Annotated in this window: 16 protein-coding genes and 1 riboswitch; of the genes, 11 read left to right on the top strand and 5 right to left on the bottom strand. The window is 72.1% G+C overall.

Translation table 11 applies throughout. The features are described 5' to 3' along the window. The first annotated feature begins 65 nt into the window (after window positions 1-65). The 9 genes from ACIB24_RS19555 to ACIB24_RS19515 all read left to right on the top strand — a co-directional run bounded on the left by ACIB24_RS19555 (window position 66) and on the right by ACIB24_RS19515 (window position 5,662). Window positions 66-662: a CDP-alcohol phosphatidyltransferase family protein gene (locus ACIB24_RS19555; protein ID WP_398283807.1), complete on the top strand. Its 597-nt coding sequence runs from the start codon at window positions 66-68 to the stop codon at window positions 660-662. Further along, complete coding sequence (locus ACIB24_RS19550) at window positions 659-1,576, top strand: DUF881 domain-containing protein (protein ID WP_398283805.1); 918 nt, start codon at window positions 659-661, stop codon at window positions 1,574-1,576. The genes ACIB24_RS19555 and ACIB24_RS19550 overlap by 4 nt, the downstream gene beginning before the upstream one ends. After that, entirely contained in the window at window positions 1,573-1,905 is a 333-nt protein-coding gene (locus tag ACIB24_RS19545) for a small basic family protein (RefSeq protein ID WP_398283803.1), read from the top strand. Before ACIB24_RS19550 ends, ACIB24_RS19545 begins: the two co-directional genes overlap by 4 nt. Further along, entirely contained in the window at window positions 1,902-2,669 is a 768-nt protein-coding gene (locus ACIB24_RS19540) for a DUF881 domain-containing protein (RefSeq protein ID WP_398283801.1), read from the top strand. Before ACIB24_RS19545 ends, ACIB24_RS19540 begins: the two co-directional genes overlap by 4 nt. A 13-nt stretch (window positions 2,670-2,682) precedes the next feature. Continuing rightward, window positions 2,683-3,063, top strand: a complete 381-nt coding sequence (gene gcvH / locus ACIB24_RS19535) for a glycine cleavage system protein GcvH (RefSeq protein ID WP_398283799.1) — start codon at window positions 2,683-2,685, stop codon at window positions 3,061-3,063. Window positions 3,064-3,145: 82 nt separating this feature from the next. Beyond that, entirely contained in the window at window positions 3,146-3,613 is a 468-nt protein-coding gene (locus ACIB24_RS19530; RefSeq protein WP_398283797.1) for an FHA domain-containing protein, read from the top strand. A gap of 2 nt (window positions 3,614-3,615) precedes the next feature. Beyond that, complete coding sequence (gene ftsR / locus ACIB24_RS19525) at window positions 3,616-4,368, top strand: transcriptional regulator FtsR (RefSeq protein WP_398283795.1); 753 nt, start codon at window positions 3,616-3,618, stop codon at window positions 4,366-4,368. A 65-nt stretch (window positions 4,369-4,433) separates the two neighbouring features. Continuing rightward, window positions 4,434-4,931 (top strand): bifunctional nuclease family protein, encoded by a 498-nt coding sequence (locus ACIB24_RS19520; protein WP_398283793.1) that lies wholly within the window; start codon window positions 4,434-4,436, stop codon window positions 4,929-4,931. Window positions 4,932-5,152: 221 nt separating this feature from the next. Beyond that, window positions 5,153-5,662, top strand: a complete 510-nt coding sequence (locus tag ACIB24_RS19515) for a MerR family transcriptional regulator (protein ID WP_398284123.1) — start codon at window positions 5,153-5,155, stop codon at window positions 5,660-5,662. An 88-nt stretch (window positions 5,663-5,750) separates the two neighbouring features. Here ACIB24_RS19515 and ACIB24_RS19510 read toward each other — a convergent pair whose 3' ends face one another. Beyond that, window positions 5,751-6,575, bottom strand: a complete 825-nt coding sequence (locus ACIB24_RS19510) for a ParA family protein (RefSeq protein ID WP_398283791.1) — start codon at window positions 6,573-6,575, stop codon at window positions 5,751-5,753. 100 nt (window positions 6,576-6,675) lie between these two features. After that, window positions 6,676-6,770: riboswitch (glycine riboswitch) on the top strand. A gap of 71 nt (window positions 6,771-6,841) precedes the next feature. On the opposite strand from ACIB24_RS19510, the gene gcvP reads away from it, so the two are divergent. Then, window positions 6,842-9,835 carry an aminomethyl-transferring glycine dehydrogenase gene (gene gcvP / locus ACIB24_RS19505; protein ID WP_398283789.1) on the top strand — a complete coding sequence of 998 codons (2,994 nt, stop codon included), beginning with the start codon at window positions 6,842-6,844 and terminating at the stop codon, window positions 9,833-9,835. An 11-nt stretch (window positions 9,836-9,846) separates the two neighbouring features. On the opposite strand, the gene ACIB24_RS19500 is transcribed toward gcvP, so the two are convergent. Continuing rightward, window positions 9,847-11,022 carry a glycoside hydrolase family 26 protein gene (locus ACIB24_RS19500; protein WP_398283787.1) on the bottom strand — a complete coding sequence of 392 codons (1,176 nt, stop codon included), beginning with the start codon at window positions 11,020-11,022 and terminating at the stop codon, window positions 9,847-9,849. A 273-nt stretch (window positions 11,023-11,295) separates the two neighbouring features. On the opposite strand from ACIB24_RS19500, the gene ACIB24_RS19495 reads away from it, so the two are divergent. Then, window positions 11,296-11,718 carry a RidA family protein gene (locus tag ACIB24_RS19495; protein ID WP_398283785.1) on the top strand — a complete coding sequence of 141 codons (423 nt, stop codon included), beginning with the start codon at window positions 11,296-11,298 and terminating at the stop codon, window positions 11,716-11,718. A 74-nt stretch (window positions 11,719-11,792) separates the two neighbouring features. Here the strand turns inward: ACIB24_RS19495 and ACIB24_RS19490 are convergent, their stop codons facing one another. The 3 genes from ACIB24_RS19490 to ACIB24_RS19480 are packed head-to-tail and all read right to left on the bottom strand — an operon-like array spanning window position 11,793 to window position 15,539. Next, window positions 11,793-12,350, bottom strand: a complete 558-nt coding sequence (locus tag ACIB24_RS19490) for a DinB family protein (protein WP_398283784.1) — start codon at window positions 12,348-12,350, stop codon at window positions 11,793-11,795. A gap of 41 nt (window positions 12,351-12,391) precedes the next feature. Continuing rightward, window positions 12,392-13,012, bottom strand: coding sequence for a MarC family protein (locus ACIB24_RS19485; RefSeq protein ID WP_398283782.1), 621 nt, complete (start codon window positions 13,010-13,012; stop codon window positions 12,392-12,394). Window positions 13,013-13,016: 4 nt separating this feature from the next. After that, on the bottom strand, window positions 13,017-15,539 hold the full coding sequence (locus tag ACIB24_RS19480; protein ID WP_398283780.1) for a DNA topoisomerase (ATP-hydrolyzing) subunit A: 2,523 nt from the start codon (window positions 15,537-15,539) through the stop codon (window positions 13,017-13,019). Window positions 15,540-15,561 lie beyond the last annotated feature (22 nt).

Genomic DNA, 15,561 nt, shown 5'->3' with positions numbered 1-15,561 from the left:
CCACCGCCTAGGCTGTGGCTGTGCAGCCCGGGGGCGGGGGCGCGTCGAGGAGGAGCGGACAGCCAGTGTCGGACAGCGAGCAGGTGGTCGGGGATCGACTGCTGACCATCCCGAACGTGCTCAGCCTGCTCCGGCTCGTGCTCGTGCCGGTCTTCGCCGTCCTGATCGTCACCGAGCACGACTGGCTGGCTCTGGTCGTGCTGATGGTCTCCGGCTGGACGGACTACTTCGACGGTTGGTTGGCCCGCCGCTGGGGTCAGATCACCCGGTTCGGGGCCCTGCTCGACCCGCTCGCGGACCGGCTCTACATCTTCGTCACGCTGCTCGGCCTCGCCTACCGCGAGATCGTGCCGTGGTGGCTCGTGGGCCTGCTCGTCCTGCGCGACGCCGTGCTGACCGGTTCTCTGCTGGTGCTGCGCCGGGCCGGGCACGAGCCGCTGCCGGTCAACCTGATCGGCAAGGCCGCGACCTTCAACCTGCTGTACGCGTTCCCGCTGCTGCTGCTCGGGCACGTGGACGGCCTGGTGGGCGACGTCTCGAAGCCGATCGGCTGGGCGTTCGCCTGGTGGGGTGCCGGCCTCTACGTGTGGTCGGCGGTGATCTACCTGCGCCAGTCGGCCGCCGTCCTGCACCGGGCCCGGCGCCAGGTCGCGACCTCGTGAGCCCGCGCCGGCTCGACGAGTCCATGACCCTCCTGCGGGAGGCCATGGAACGCCCCCTCGACCCGGGCTACGCCCAGGCCGCGGAGCGCCGGAGACAGCAGGCGGACGACGCCGCGCCCCTCACCGGGGTCCGTCGCCTCCGCATGGTCTCCGGTCGCGGCCTGACCGGCGTGGTCGCCGTCCTGGCCGGGTTCGGCCTGGCGGTCTCCGTGCTGGCCATCCGGGAGCCGTCCGACGCGGCCGCGAAGGTGCGCACCCAGCTGGCCGCGCGGATCGAGCAGCGCAACGCCGACGTCAGGTCGGGCGAGGAGCGCAACGCGCAGTTGCGCGCCCGGATCGCGGCGATCCAGCAGCAGGCCCTCGGCGACCGCGGGGCGCAGCTGCAGGCCCAGGAGAAGCTGCTCAGCGCCGCGACCGGTGCGTCGCCGGTGCGCGGCCCGGGCGTCGAGATCAGGGTGGACGACGCCCCTGACAGCGGCTCGGTCGGCGGCACCGACCCACGCGCCGACCCGGCGGCCGGGGGCGGCGTGGTGCTGGACGTCGACCTGCAGATCGTGGTCAACGGGCTGTGGGCCGCCGGGGCGCAGGCGGTCGCGGTGAACGGGCAGCGCCTGAGCGCCCTGTCGGCGATCCGCTCGGCCGGCCAGGCGATCCTGGTGGACTTCCGGCCGACGGCCCCGCCCTACCGGATCGACGCCGTCGGCGACCCGGCCACGTTGCAGGCCCGGTTCGCCGGGGGCAGCGCCGGGCCGTACGTTCAGGCGCTGCGGGACAACAACGGCATCCGGGTGTCGATCGACGGCCGTGACCGGCTCGAGCTGCCGGCCGCCGCTCAGGTCACCCTGCGGCTGGCCCGACCCGTCTCGACCGCCCCGACCGACTCGGCCGCACCGACGAAGGGAAGCACACCGTGATCGCCGCTCTCGGCCTGCTGATCGGCATCGCCGCCGGCCTGATCTTCTCCCCGACGGTGCCCGCCTGGTTGCTGCCCTACCTGCCGATCGCCGTCGTCGCCGCGCTCGACGCCGTGTTCGGCGGTCTGCGGGCCCTGCTCGACGGCATCTTCGACGACCGGGTCTTCGTGGTCTCCTTCCTGTCCAACGTGGTCGTGGCCGCTCTGATCGTCTACCTCGGTGACCACCTCGGGGTCGGGGCCCAGCTGTCCACCGGCGTGGTCGTCGTCCTCGGCATCCGGATCTTCTCCAACGCGGCGGCGATCCGGCGCCACCTGTTCAAGGCATGAGCGAGGTGCACAAGCCCCAGCACCGGCGGCGGTTCGGACGCGCCACGGTGCTGGCCGCCGTCCTGCTGGCCGCGCTGGGGTTCTCGCTCGTCGTCCAGGTCCGCCAGACCAGCACCGGCGGCTATGCGTCGCTCAGCCAGTCCGACCTGGTCCAGATCCTCGGCACGGTGAACGAGAAGTCCGCGCAGGTCGACCGCGAGACCCAGGAGCTCCAGCAGCAGGAGCAGGAACTGCGCACCGGTACCGACCAGGCCCAGGCCGTCGAGACCCAGGTGCGCAAGCGGCTGACCGACCTGCAGATCCTGGCCGGCACCGTGCCCGCGACCGGGCCCGGGATCGTGCTGCGGATCGACGACCCCGACGGCAACGTGCGCGCGAACGCGGTGCTGAACGCCGTCCAGGAACTGCGCGACGCCGGGGCCGAGGCGATGCAGATCGGCACGGCCGTGGGAGCGGCACCCTCCGCGGCGGGTTCGTCGGCCACGGCGGGCGCCACCCCGGTCCCGGCCACGACCGGAGCCGTCCGGATCGTGGCCAGCACGGCGTTCACCGACCCCGAGGCGGTCGGGCAGGACGGGGTCGAGGTGTCCGGGACCCGGGTGCGCCCCGCCTACCTGATCACGGCGATCGGTTCGCCCGAGACGATGGACTCGGCGCTGAAGATCCCGGGCGGCGTGATGGACAGCCTCGATCAGGTGGGCGCGCACGGTAGCGTGCTCCGCAGCGAGCGACTGACCATCTCGGCGACCCGCGCCGCCGGCTGAAAGAGGAGACACGGTGCCCGACTTCGAGTACCCGGACGACCTGAAGTACACCGCCGAGCACGAGTGGGTCCGGCTCGAGGGCGGCATCGCCCGCGTCGGCATCACCGCGTTCGCCCAGGACGCGCTCGGGGACATCGTCTACGTGACGTTGCCGGCCGAGGGCGACGTCGTCGTGGCGGGGGGCACCTGCGGCGAGGTCGAGTCGACGAAGAGCGTCAGCGACATCTACGCGCCCGTGTCCGGGACGGTGGTCACCACGAACGCGGCCCTCGACGCCACGCCCGAACTGGTCAACTCCGACCCGTACGGCGAGGGGTGGATGTTCGAGGTCCAGGTGTCGGACGAGCCGGGCGACCTGATGGACGTCGCCGCGTACACGTCGGGCCTCGAGTGAGGTCGACTGTCTCAAGGCCTCGTCGAGGGTTAGGCTGCCTGCACATCTGCAGCCAGTAAGGGTCGAGTCGAGGGAGCGCACGATGTCGGAGCCGGACAGCCGCGAGCCCGCAGGCGGCCCCGCGGCGGACGGCCGGGGCGCCGACACGACGATGTCGTTCGGCGCACTGTCCACGACCGAGGCGATCGAGGCGGCCGAGGCCGGTCTCAGCACTGCGGACCAGGCCGCGATCGACGCGCTGCCCGAGGGCTCTGCGCTGTTGATCGTGCAGCGCGGGCCCAACGCCGGAGCCCGATTCCTGCTCGATGCCGACCGCACCACCGCGGGCCGCCGGCCCGACTCGGACATCTTCCTGGACGACGTCACGGTCTCCCGCACGCACGCCGAGTTCGTCCGCGAGGGCGGGGCGTTCGTCGTGCGCGACGTGGGCAGCCTGAACGGCACGTACGTCGACAAGGACCGGATCGACTCCGCCGTGCTGGCCGACGGCGACGAGGTGCAGATCGGCAAGTACCGGCTGGTCTTCCACCCGAGCCGGCGGACGGCCTGACCTTGAGTCCGGCCCGGGGCGAGGGCGCCCGCGCGAGCGGTCCGGCGTCGATGAACATCGGCGCCGTGCTGGCCTTGTTGCGCCCCGACTTCCCCGACATCTCGATCTCGAAGATCCGGTTCCTGGAGGACCAGGGCCTCGTCGAGCCCGAGCGCACGGCCAGCGGCTACCGGAAGTTCTCGCCCGCCGACGTCGACCGCCTGCGGTACGTGCTGGGCGTCCAACGCGACCACTACCTGCCGCTGCGGGTGATCCGCGACCACCTCGAACGGCTCGACCAGGGTCTCGAGCCCCCGGTCACCCGGGGCGGTCCGCGGGCTCCCCGGCTGGTCAGCTCGAGCGAGCAGCACGAGCCGGAACCGCCGCAGGAGCGCCGGCTGTCCCGCGCGCAGCTGCTCGCCTCGGCCCAGATCGACGAGGCCCTGCTGGCCGACCTGGAGTCGCACGGGCTGGTCTCGCCGCGCACCGGGACGCCGGGCACGCCGTCGGCCGGGTACGACGAGGACGCCGTGCTGATCGCCGCGACCGCCCGCCAGCTGGCCGATTTCGGGATCGGAGCCCGGCACCTGCGCTCGTTCCGTTCGGCCGCCGACCGGGAGGCCGGCCTGGTCGAGCAGGTGGTCAACCCGGTGCGCCACCAGCGCAACCCGGAGTCCGCGGCCCGCGCCGAGGAGCTCGGTCGCGAGTTGACGGCGCTGTGCCTGCGGTTGCACGCCGTGCTGGTCAAGACCGCCCTCGACCGGGCCGGGCACTGATCGCGTCACCGTTCGGTCGTCACCGTTCGGTCGTCACTGATCCGTCGTAGAGGTACGGTGACGGGATGCGGGAGCTGGACGTGGTCGGGGTTCGGGTCGAGTTGCCGTCCAACAACCCGATCGTGCTGTTGCGGGAACGGGACGGCGACCGTTACCTGCCGATCTGGGTGGGGGCCCCGGAGGCCAGCGCCATCGCGTACGCCCAGCAGGGCGTCGTCCCGCCCCGGCCGCTGACCCACGACCTCCTGAAGGATGTCATCGAGGGGCTGGGCCGCACGCTGCAGGAGGTCCGGATCATCGCGATCCGGGACAGCATCTTCCACGCCGAGCTGGTCTTCGACGGGGGCGTGACGATCGGGTCCCGTTCGTCCGACGCGATCGCCCTGGCCCTGCGGGTCGGCTGCCGCATCGTGGGGGCCGACGAGGTGCTGGAGGCGGGCGGCGTCGCGGTGCCCGACGAGGACGAGGACGAGGTCGAGAAGTTCCGGGAGTTCCTCGACCAGATCTCGCCCGAGGACTTCGGCGAGACCGGAGCCGGCCCCACGGACAAGCCCGAGTCCTGAGCAGCCGGGGTGAGTCGCCGGCCGACACGCGCGGGACTCGTGGGGCACCTCGTTGACGCTGCCGGGCCGGGCGCCTACCGTTCCAAAGGAAACGTCGCGGCTGTAGTTCGACCGGTGTCATTCCGCCCGGTTCGTCGCAATCGTCCGAACCGAGGAGGCACCGCGTGAGCGAGCGCAGCGAACCGGGGCAGTCCTCCGGTCACGTGGCCGCGGCTCAGGGCATGCTCTTCACGGAGGACCTGCCGGAGCTCGACGAGCAGGCCGGCTACCGCGGTCCGGTGGCGGCCAAGGCCGCCGGCATCAGCTACCGCCAGCTCGACTACTGGGCCCGCACGGGCCTGGTCGAGCCGAGCGTGCGCAACGCGGGCGGGTCGGGCACCTCCCGGCTCTACAGCTTCCGCGACATCCTGGTCCTGAAGGTGGTCAAGCGCCTGCTCGACACCGGGGTCTCGCTGCACCAGATCCGCATCGCCGTGACCCACCTGCGTGACCGTGGGGTCGACGACCTCGCCCAGATCACGCTGATGAGCGACGGGGCCAGCGTCTACGAGTGCACGTCGGCCGACGAGGTCATCGACCTGGTCCAGGGCGGGCAGGGCGTGTTCGGCATCGCCGTCGGCCGGGTCTGGCGCGAGGTCGAGGTCTCGCTGGCCGAGCTGCCGGTCGAGCGCACGGAGGCCGAGGGCGTCGACGAGCTCGCGGCCCGAAGGGCGCAGCGCGCCACGGGCTAGTTCTCATGTCGTGATCATGGAAACTTCTACTCTCCCCGCGCATCGACGGGTGGGCGGTGATCACGCCAGAGGGTAGAAGTTTCCATGATCACGACGGGACGGCGAGGGCGGCCGCGCGGCCGCGAGTGCCGCGGAGGTTGGCGCGCAGGATCCGGGCCAGGTGGGCGTCGAACGCGGCGGCCAGCTCGTGGGCGGGCTCACCGGGCCACCGGTGGATGGGCTGGCTGGCCCCCTGGGCCTGCTGCAGCGCCGAGCGCTCCCGGATCGTCGGGCCGAGGATCAGCGGGCCGAACATGTCGCTCAGCTCCTGCAACCGGAACTTGTGCTCGGGGGAGCGTTCCCGGAACCGGTTCACCACCACACCGAGCGGCTGCAGGGCCGGAGCGCTGCTGCGCCGCACGTCGTTGATGGCGTGCAGCGCCCGGTCGGCGGCGGTCACCGAGAACAGGGCCGGTTCGGTCACGACGATCGCCCGGTGGCTGGCCCCCAGCCCGGAGCGGGTGATGGTGCCCAGCGACGGCGGGCAGTCGACCAGCACCAGCCGGTACTGGCTGAGGGCGCCCAGCGCGGTCGACAGCCGGGCCAGCGTCCGCTCGGAACCCGACGGCCGGTCCAGGGCGGCGATGTCGGGCGACCCGGGGATGACGTCGAGCACGGCCGACTCGTCGTCCCCGGCCCAATTGCTGCGCGCGGGCACCAGCTTGCCGGCGCTGCGCCGGGGAGCGCCGAGGACGGTCGCGGCGTTCGTGGCGCCCTCCGCGTCGACGTCGAGCGCGAGCGTCGCGTCGGACTGCGGGTCGAGGTCGACGACGAGCGTCGGCACCCCCTTGGCGAGCGCTGCGGACGCGAGACCGAGAACCACCGACGTCTTCCCGACGCCACCCTTCAGGCTGCACACGCTGACGATCGTCACGGGGTCGAACGCTACCGGGTCGAGCGGTGCTTGTGCGGCAGGGCACCCGGTCGACCACTGCTGCGCCCCGGTCCGTGGCTGGTAATCTCGAAGCGAGCCGATGACCCCCGCGGGAGAGCCCGCAGGTAACCGTCGCGGGCGCCGAAGGGGCAACTCTCCCCGGAACCTCTCAGGCGCCAGGACCGCGTGGGGTGGGCCGCTCCGAAGGGCGAGGAAGCCCGACGGATGGGGAGGCCGCCGAAGCTGCCGACAGCCAGGAGCCTCCGATGACGTCACTCACTGATCGTCCCCTCGAGCCGGCCGAGCCCGTCGCGCTCCACGCCGACGAGCCCGCGGGCCACCCGTTCCCGCCGGTGTTCGTCGACCGGCACGTCGGCCCCCGCGACGCCGAGTACGCCACGATGCTGCGCACCGTCGGCGTCGCCGACCTGGACGCCCTCACGGCCGCGGTGCTGCCGCCGGTGATCCAGGACGCGCACATCGAGGCCTCGGACATCCCCGACCTGCCGCCCGCGCTGGACGAGCCCGCCACGGTCGCCGCGCTGCGCGCGCTGGCCGCCCGCAACACCGTCGCCACCCCCATGATCGGCCTCGGCTACCACGGCACCCACACCCCGGCCGTGATCACCCGCAACGTGCTGGAGAACCCGGCCTGGTACACGGCCTACACGCCCTACCAGCCGGAGATCTCGCAGGGCCGGCTCGAGGCGCTGTTGAACTTCCAGACGATGGTCGCCGACCTGACCGGCCTGCCCACGGCCGGCGCGAGTCTGCTCGACGAGGCCACCGCCGCCGCCGAGGCCATGACGCTGATGCGCCGGGTCTCGAAGGTCGCCCCGGACGCGGTCATGGTGCTCGACACGAACGTCCTGCCGCAGACGGCCGCCGTGATCGGCACGCGGGCCGAACCGCTCGGCATCGAGGTGCGGCGGGCGAGCCTCGCCGGTGCGCCCGACCCCGCCGCGGCGCTGGCCGCCGCGGCCGAAGGACGAGCCGTGTTCGGCGTCCTGGTGCAGTACCCGGGCGCGGACGGCGCGCTGCAGGGCCTGGCGCCCCTGGTCGAGGCCGCGCACGCGGCCGGGGCGTTGGTCACCGTGGCCGCCGACCTGCTGGCCCTCACCCTGGTCCGTTCGCCGGGGGACGACGGCGCGGACGTCGCGGTCGGCACCACCCAGCGGTTCGGCGTCCCCCTCGGGTTCGGCGGCCCGCACGCCGGGTACCTGGCCGTGCGCAAGGGCCTGGAACGGCAACTGCCCGGCCGTCTCGTGGGGGTCAGCCAGGACGCCGACGGCGCCCCCGCCTACCGGCTGGCCCTGCAGACCCGGGAGCAGCACATCCGCCGGGAGAAGGCGACCAGCAACATCTGCACCGCGCAGGTGCTGCTGGCCGTGATGGCCGCGATGTACGCGGTCTACCACGGCCCCGAGGGCCTGCGCCGGATCGCGGGCCGGACGGCGCGACTGGCCCAGGCGCTCGCCGCGGCGCTGCGCGAGAGCGACGTGGACGTCGTGCACGCCGAGTTCTTCGACACCGTCCTGGCCCGGGTGCCCAACCGGGCCCGGACGATCGTCGAGGCGGCCCGCCGCGACGGCGTGCTGCTGCGGCAGGTCGACGCCGACCACGTGGCGGTCGCCTGTGACGAGACCACCACGATCGACGAGATCTGCACCGTGCTCGGCGCTTTCGGGATCGACGCGACCCGTGCGCTGCAGCGTGGTGAGGTGCCGTTCGACCGCGACCTGCCGTTCGCCGGCGCCGTGCCCGCCGCGCTGCTGCGCACCTCGCCGTACCTGACCAACCCGGTGTTCACGACGCACCGCAGCGAGACCGCGATGCTGCGTTACCTGCGCCGGCTGTCGGACTCCGACTACGCGCTGGACCGCGGGATGATCCCGCTCGGCTCGTGCACGATGAAGCTCAACGCGGCCACCGAGATGGAGGCCGTGACCTGGCCCGAGTTCGCCGGGCTGCACCCGTTCGCGCCGGCCGAGCACACCGAGGGCATCCGCGAGCTCGTCGACGACCTGGCCCGCTGGCTCGCGGAACTGACCGGCTACCACACCGTTTCGCTGCAGCCCAACGCCGGTTCGCAGGGTGAGCTGGCCGGGCTGCTGGCGATCCGGGCCTACCACCGCGACCGGGGCGAGACGCATCGCACGGTCTGCCTGATCCCCTCCAGCGCGCACGGCACCAACGCGGCCAGCGCCGTGATGGCCGGGATGCGGGTCGTCGTGGTGGCCTGCGACGAGGACGGCAACGTCGACCTGGCCGACCTGGACGCGAAGATCGCCGAGCACGGCGCGAACCTTGCCGCCGTGATGGTCACCTACCCCTCGACGCACGGCGTGTTCGAGGAGGGCATCGCCCGGCTGTGCGAGGCGGTGCACGCGGCGGGCGGGCAGGTCTACGTCGACGGCGCGAACCTGAACGCGCTGGTCGGTCTGAGCCGGCCGGGCGCGTTCGGTGCCGACGTGTCGCACCTGAACCTGCACAAGACGTTCTGCATCCCGCACGGCGGCGGCGGACCGGGCGTCGGCCCGGTCGCGGTGCGCGAGCACCTGGCGCCCTACCTGCCGAACCACCCGCTGGACGACGGGGCGGGACCGGCCACCGGGGTCGGCCCGATCAGCGCGGCCCCCTACGGTTCGGCCGGCATCCTGCCCATCTCCTGGGCGTACGTGCGGATGATGGGCCTCGACGGCCTGAAGAAGGCCACCCAGACCGCGATCCTGGCCGCCAACTACGTCGCCGCCCGGCTGCGCGACCACTACCCGGTGCTCTACACCGGCCGGGGCGGTCTGGTCGCCCACGAGTGCATCCTCGACCTGCGGCCCATCACCCGGGCCACGGGCGTGAGCGTAGACGACGTCGCCAAGCGGCTGATCGACTACGGCTTCCACGCCCCGACCATGTCCTTCCCGGTGGCGGGCACGCTGATGGTCGAGCCGACCGAGAGCGAGGACCTGGCCGAGCTCGACCGGTTCTGCGACGCCATGATCGCGATCCGTGGCGAGATCGAACGGGTCGCGGCGGGGGAGTGGCCCGGCGACGACAACCCGCTGGCGAACGCGCCGCACACGGCGCAGTGCCTGACCGACCTGGCCGGCGACTGGACCCACCCGTACAGCCGGGCCGAGGCCGTCTACCCGGCCGGCGTCGTCCCGCGGTTCAAGTACTGGGCGCCGGTCCGGCGCATCGACGGGGCCTACGGCGACCGGAACCTGGTCTGCTCCTGCCCCCCGCCGGAGGCGTTCGAGTAGGAACGGGCGGCTCAGCCCGACGTCTTGCCGCCGAACAGGTCCTTGAACACCTTGGCGCTGGCGGGGAACTCCCCGTCGAGCAGGCTGTGCTTGCTCTCGGGGTCGTCGGAGTTGAAGTAGGCCGCGTAGGCGACGTTGTTCAGCGGTGACGTGATGAAGTCGTGCATCTGCCGGATGTAGAAGGGGTTCTCGGCGCCGCCGGTGTGGTCGTTCAGTCGGTCCCACAGGCCCCACTCGCTGAGGGCCAGCGGTTTGTCGTGCTCGGCGGCGAACTGCGACCAGAACTGCAGGCCGCGCTCGCCGCCGAAGATGACCTCGTCCCAGGCGCGCTCCTGAAGCTTCTCGCGGCAGACCGTGCGGCAGTTCTTGGGGTAGGGGTAGACGGTCCCGTCGATGTCGTACGCGTCGACCCCGACGGAGTCGACGTAGGCGTCACCGGGCCAGTACTTCGTCCCGTCGTAGGGGGTGAACCCGTTGTTGACGTTCCAGTCGATCCAGAAGTCCGCGCCGGGCACGCTCCGCATCGTGGTGACCACCTGGCGGAAGAAGGCCCGGAACGACTTCGCGTCCGGCGTCCCCCAGGCCCAGTCCTTGATGTTGAACTCCCAGCCGATCCGCAGTACGGCGTCCTGGTGGTCGGCCGCCACCAGCCGCTGCGCGAGCGCCTTGAAGTACTGGTTGTAGTCGCCGGCCGCGCCGGCCTTCATCGCGCTCAACCGGGTCGGCTTCAGGCTCGTCGGCAGCAGGGGCACGGCCAGGATCAGCCGGTGTTTCGTGTCGCCCCGCCAGTGCGCGAGCACGGTGGCCGGGTTCGCGATGTCGTCCCAGCTGCCCCGTTGGCCGAAGTCGAGCACGTCCACCACGTTCTGGCCGGTGACCCGCTCGAAGCGGCGGACCTGGCTGGCATCGGTGCCGACGAAGACGCCGTAGCGGACCTTCTCGTTCGCGGTCGCCGCGTCGACGGTGGCCGCCGCCGAGGGCGACGGCGGGGGCTGGGCGCCCGGCAGCGAGGTGGTCGGTTCGTCACCGAAGTGCACCGGGTGCAGGACGAGGGCGACGGCCACCACCACGGCCAGGCCGGCGAGCGGCAGCAGGATGCGCGTGGGGCGCCCCCGGAAACCGTCGAACCGGCCCGGACGGGACGTGACCCGCGACAGCTGAACCTGTTGCTGGTTGGCGTGACGCATGTGGCGAACTTCGGCCTTTCGTCCTGCGATGGCCGAAATTGCTCAGCCCCCTCTGGCCGGAACACTACCGACGAGGCCGCGCGAAGGCGTCTCGATACGGCGAAATCGCAGATCAGAGGCATGTGAGAAAAGTCCCGGCCGACTCCCCGTATGTCCGAAAAGCGTTGTTAAGTGGCGCATTAAGTCAGATGACAGTGGGTGATTAGAGGCGAGGGCGAATCTTCTCCACGACCCGGACGGCGGGTCGCCGAGGAGAAGGAGAAAGAAATGATCATGAATACGATCACTGAGGCATCCATCAGCACCGTCAACCCCTGGACCTGGCAGGACGGGCTGGGCTTCGCCCAGGGCGCCCTGGTCGAAGGCGGGACCCGTACCCTGCACGTGGCGGGTCAGTGTTCCCTCGACGCCGACGGCACCCCGGTGCACGTCGGGGACATGGCCGCCCAGGCCGTGCAGGTGATGGACAACGTCGAGACCGTCCTGGCCCACGCGGGCCTGGGCCTGGCCGATGTCGTCCGCTACGACGTCTTCAGCACCGACCTGCAGGCCTACTTCGTCGAGGGTGCGGCCACGGTGGCCGGCCGGTTCGCCGCCGCCGCGGGTCGTTTCCCGGCCGGTGGCATCGCGGCGCAGGTCGCGGCCCTCGCGATGCCCGGCCTCATGCTGGAGGTCGTCGTCACCGCCACCCGGTGAGCGCCCTGGCTACGCGCTGGTACGCGCGGATCCCGGTTCGTACCAGCGCGTAACCACAGCCCGGGTCGAGCCGCTCAGCCCATGGTCTTCTGGCCGTCGATCGACTCGCGCAGGATGTCGGCGTGGCCCGCGTGCTGGGCGGTCTCCGCCACGATGTGCAGCAGCACCCGCCGGGCCGACCAGCGCTTGCCGGGCTCGAACCACGGCGCCTTGGGCAGCTCGTGGTCGGCGTCGAGGCTGGGGAGGCTGCGGACCAGGTCGTCCGTGGCCGCCGCGACGGCCTCGTACTCGGCCAGGGCGCCGGCCAGGGTCTCGCCCGCCACCAGCTCGAAGCCGCTCGCGTAGGTGGCCACGGCCTCGTCGGAGATCTCGCCGGCGGCGAACGCCTCGGGGTCGAAGCCCATCGCGCTGCCCCCGTTGACGATGAAGTCGGCCCACTGCTTCTCGGTGGCCGCGACGTGCTTGATCAGGCCGCCCAGGGACAACTCGCTCGCCGTGGGCCGCAGCCGGGCCTGCTCCTCGGTCAGGCCCTGGACGGCGAAGCGGAGGAAGTACCGGTGCCGGCCCAGGCTCTCCAGGAGGTCTTCGCGCTCGCGGGTGAGGGTGGTCGAGGATTGCGTGGAAGTCGTCATGCCGAGAACGCTAGGCACTCATTAGGAAGGGAAGCTTCCGCTTAGGACGCGAGCCCCGGAATGCCGGCCAGCAAACCGTGGACGATCAGTTCCACCCCTATGGCCAGGATCAGGAACCCGATGATCCGGACCAGCGCGCCGATCCCGGTCGGGCCCAACCGGTCCACCAGGGGCGTCCCGTACCGGAGCACCAGGCCGATCAGCACCGACACGGCCAGCACGGCGAGCACGATGCCGACCCGGTCGTCGGCGTGGGCGTGGCGGGCCGACAGGGCGATGACCACGCCGATCGCTCCGGGACCGGCGATCAGCGGCAGGGCCATCGGCGAGAACGAGACGTCGGTCTTGGTCCGGGCGTGCTCGCGTTCGGCGTCGGTGAAATCCTGGCGGGGCGAGATCATCCCGAACCCCGAGTGCGCAACGACGATCCCGCCGGCGATCTGCAACGCGGGCAGCCCGATCCCGAACGCCTCCAGCACCAGCGAGCCGAACAGCGCGAACACGGTCAGGATCGCCGCCACGTAGACGGCGGTGCGCACCGCCTGCCGCTTCACCTCGGCCGGTTCGAGGTTCCCGGTCAGGCCTGCGTAGGCCGCCACCGCGCCCAGCGGGTTCGTGATCGGCAGCAGCGCCCCGAGCGCGGCCAGGAAGACCGTCAGCACGCGACTACTCCTGCGGCGCAGCCGGTTCGGCGTCGGGCGCCGAGAGCGTCGGGGTGGCCGGTGGCCCCGCGATCGCCGCCACGGCCCGGGGCAGCGGCAGCCCCGAGCCGTCGCGGCGCGAGTCCGGCTCGGGCAGCGGGACGGCCTCCCCCTTCTCGGTCGAGGCCACCGGCGGGGCGGCGCCGGCCCAGGCCAGCAGCAGCACGTCCTCGCCCTTCATGAACCGGTGGCAGCGCACGCCGCCGGTCGCGCGGCCCTTGCGCGGGTACTCCGCGAAGGGCGTCACCTTGGCCCGGCCGACCTGCGTGCCCGGCAGGGCCGACGACGACCCGGAGACGGTCACGACCGCGCTGCCCCACTCGCCGTCCTTCACGGACAGGTCGACGGCGCCGAAGAACACGACCTTCTGCTTCGCGGCCAGGTTCACTCCGGCCATCCCGCCGGCCGCGCGGCCCTGCGGGCGGACGACGTCGGCCGGGAACCGCAGCAGCTGCGCGTCGCTGGTGACGAAGACCAGGTCGACGGAGTCGGAGGGCAGGTCGACGGCGCCGACCACCGAGTCGCCGTCCTTCAGCGACACGACCTCCCACTCGTCCTTGTTGCCCGGCCACTCGGGCACGACCCGCTTCACCACACCCTGTGCGGTGCCCAGCGCCAGCACATTGCCGCCGGTGCCTCCCGCGATGCCCGCCAGCCCGACCACCCGCTCGTTCTTGGCCAGCGTCAGGTACTCGGTGATCGGGGCCCCGCCCGACAGCGACGGCGCCGACGTGGTGGGCGGCAGCGCGGGCATGTCGAGGACGGGCAGCCGGACCATCCGGCCCAGGCTGGTGATCGCCCCGACCTCGCCCCGCGCGCTGGAGCGCACGCAGGCCACCACGGCGTCCTGCGCCGCCCGGTGCGCCGGGTCCGGGCCGGCGACCGGCTCGAGCGACGTCGTCCGGGCCAGCCGGCCCGTCGAGGACAGCAGCACCCAGCAGGGGTCGTCGGCGACCTCGAGCGGTGCCGAGCGGGCCGCCGTCTGCGCGACGCCGCCCTCGAGAAGCACGGTGCGGCGCGGGGTTCCGAACTCCTTGGCGACGTCGCCCAGCTCGGTCGAGACCAGCCGGCGCAGCTTCTTCTCGTCCTCGAGGATCGCGGTCAGCTCGTCGACCTCGCGCTGCAGCGTGTCGCGCTCCTGCTCCAGCTCGATCCGGGAGAACTTGGTCAGCCGGCGCAGCGGCATCTCCAGGATGTAGTTGGCCTGGATCTCGGTCAGGTCGAAGACGCTGATCAGCCGCTCCCGGGCCATCGCCGTGTCGTCGCTGGAGCGCACGATCTGGATGACCTCGTCGATGTCGATGATGGCGATCAGCAGACCGGCGATCAGGTGCAGGCGGTCGAGCCGCTTGCTGCGGCGGAACTCCGAGCGGCGACGCACCACGTCGAGGCGGTGCTCGATGTAGACCTCGAGCAGCTCCTTGAGCCCCAGCGTGCGCGGCTGCCCGTCGACCAGGGCGACGTTGTTGATGCCGAACGACTCCTCCATGGGGGTCAGCCGGTACAGCTGCTCGAGCACCGCGTCGGGGTTGAACCCGCCCTTCAGCTCGATGACCAGCCGCAGGCCCTTCTCCATGTCGGACAGGTCGACGACGTCGGCGATGCCCTGGATCTTCCCGGCCCGGGCCAGCTCGCTGACCTTCTCGCTGACCTTCTCGGGGCCGACCATGTACGGCAGCTCGGTGACGACGATGCCCTGGCGGCGCGCGGTGATCGGCTCGATCGAGACGGTGGCCCGGGTGCGGAACGTGCCGCGACCGGTGGCGTACGCGTCCCGGATGCCGTCGAGCCCGACGATGCGCCCACCGACGGGCAGGTCGGGGCCGGGCACGAACCGCATCAGGTCGTCGAGCGTCGCGTTCGGGTGGGTCAGCAGGTGCCGGGCCGCGCCGATCACCTCGACGAGGTTGTGCGGCGGCATGTTCGTGGCCATGCCCACCGCGATCCCCGAGCTGCCGTTGACCAGCAGGTTCGGGAACGCCGCCGGCAGCACCGACGGCTGCTGCAACTGGTTGTCGTAGTTGGGCACGAAGTCGACGGTGTCCTCGTCGAGGCTGCCGACCAGCAGCATCGCCGCGCGCGCGAGCCGGGCCTCGGTGTAGCGGTAGGCGGCCGGCCCGTCGTCCAGCGAGCCGAAGTTGCCGTGCCCGTCGACCAGCGGCACCCGCATGGTGAACCACTGCGCGAGCCGGACCAGCGCGTCGTAGATGGCGCCGTCGCCGTGCGGGTGCAGCTTGCCCATCACGTCACCGACGATGCGGCCGCACTTCACGTGCCCCCGGTCGGGCCGCAGGCCCATGTCCTCCATCGTGTAGAGGATGCGCCGCTGCACCGGCTTCAGGCCGTCGCGCGCGTCGGGCAGAGCACGCGAGTAGATGACCGAGTAGGCGTACTCCAGGAAGGCGCCCTGCATCTCCTGGTCGACCTCGATGTCGACGATCTTCTCGGTGTAGTCCGGCGGCGGCGGGGGCGTGGATCGGCGAGCCATGCCCTCATTGTCCCTTGCGTCG

The organism is Spongisporangium articulatum, from assembly GCF_044465595.1.
In the GTDB taxonomy this organism is placed as follows: Bacteria; Actinomycetota; Actinomycetes; order Actinomycetales; family Kineosporiaceae; genus Spongisporangium; species Spongisporangium articulatum.
The sequence above is the reverse complement of the archived record's forward strand: the minus strand, read 5'-3'. Positions and strand labels throughout refer to the sequence as shown.

What these genes read in the sequence shown, in the direction of transcription:
- ACIB24_RS19540 (WP_398283801.1), top strand. Translation starts at nt 1,902, where the DNA reads ATGAGCGAGGTGCACAAGCCCCAGCACCGGCGGCGGTTCGGACGCGCC.
- ACIB24_RS19495 (WP_398283785.1), top strand. Translation starts at nt 11,296, where the DNA reads ATGAATACGATCACTGAGGCATCCATCAGCACCGTCAACCCCTGGACC.
- ACIB24_RS19530 (WP_398283797.1), top strand. Translation starts at nt 3,146, where the DNA reads ATGTCGGAGCCGGACAGCCGCGAGCCCGCAGGCGGCCCCGCGGCGGAC.
- gcvP (WP_398283789.1), top strand. Translation starts at nt 6,842, where the DNA reads ATGACGTCACTCACTGATCGTCCCCTCGAGCCGGCCGAGCCCGTCGCG.
- ACIB24_RS19520 (WP_398283793.1), top strand. Translation starts at nt 4,434, where the DNA reads ATGCGGGAGCTGGACGTGGTCGGGGTTCGGGTCGAGTTGCCGTCCAAC.
- ACIB24_RS19490 (WP_398283784.1), bottom strand. Translation starts at nt 12,350, where the DNA reads ATGACGACTTCCACGCAATCCTCGACCACCCTCACCCGCGAGCGCGAA.
- ACIB24_RS19480 (WP_398283780.1), bottom strand. Translation starts at nt 15,539, where the DNA reads ATGGCTCGCCGATCCACGCCCCCGCCGCCGCCGGACTACACCGAGAAG.
- ACIB24_RS19500 (WP_398283787.1), bottom strand. Translation starts at nt 11,022, where the DNA reads ATGCGTCACGCCAACCAGCAACAGGTTCAGCTGTCGCGGGTCACGTCC.
- ACIB24_RS19515 (WP_398284123.1), top strand. Translation starts at nt 5,153, where the DNA reads ATGCTCTTCACGGAGGACCTGCCGGAGCTCGACGAGCAGGCCGGCTAC.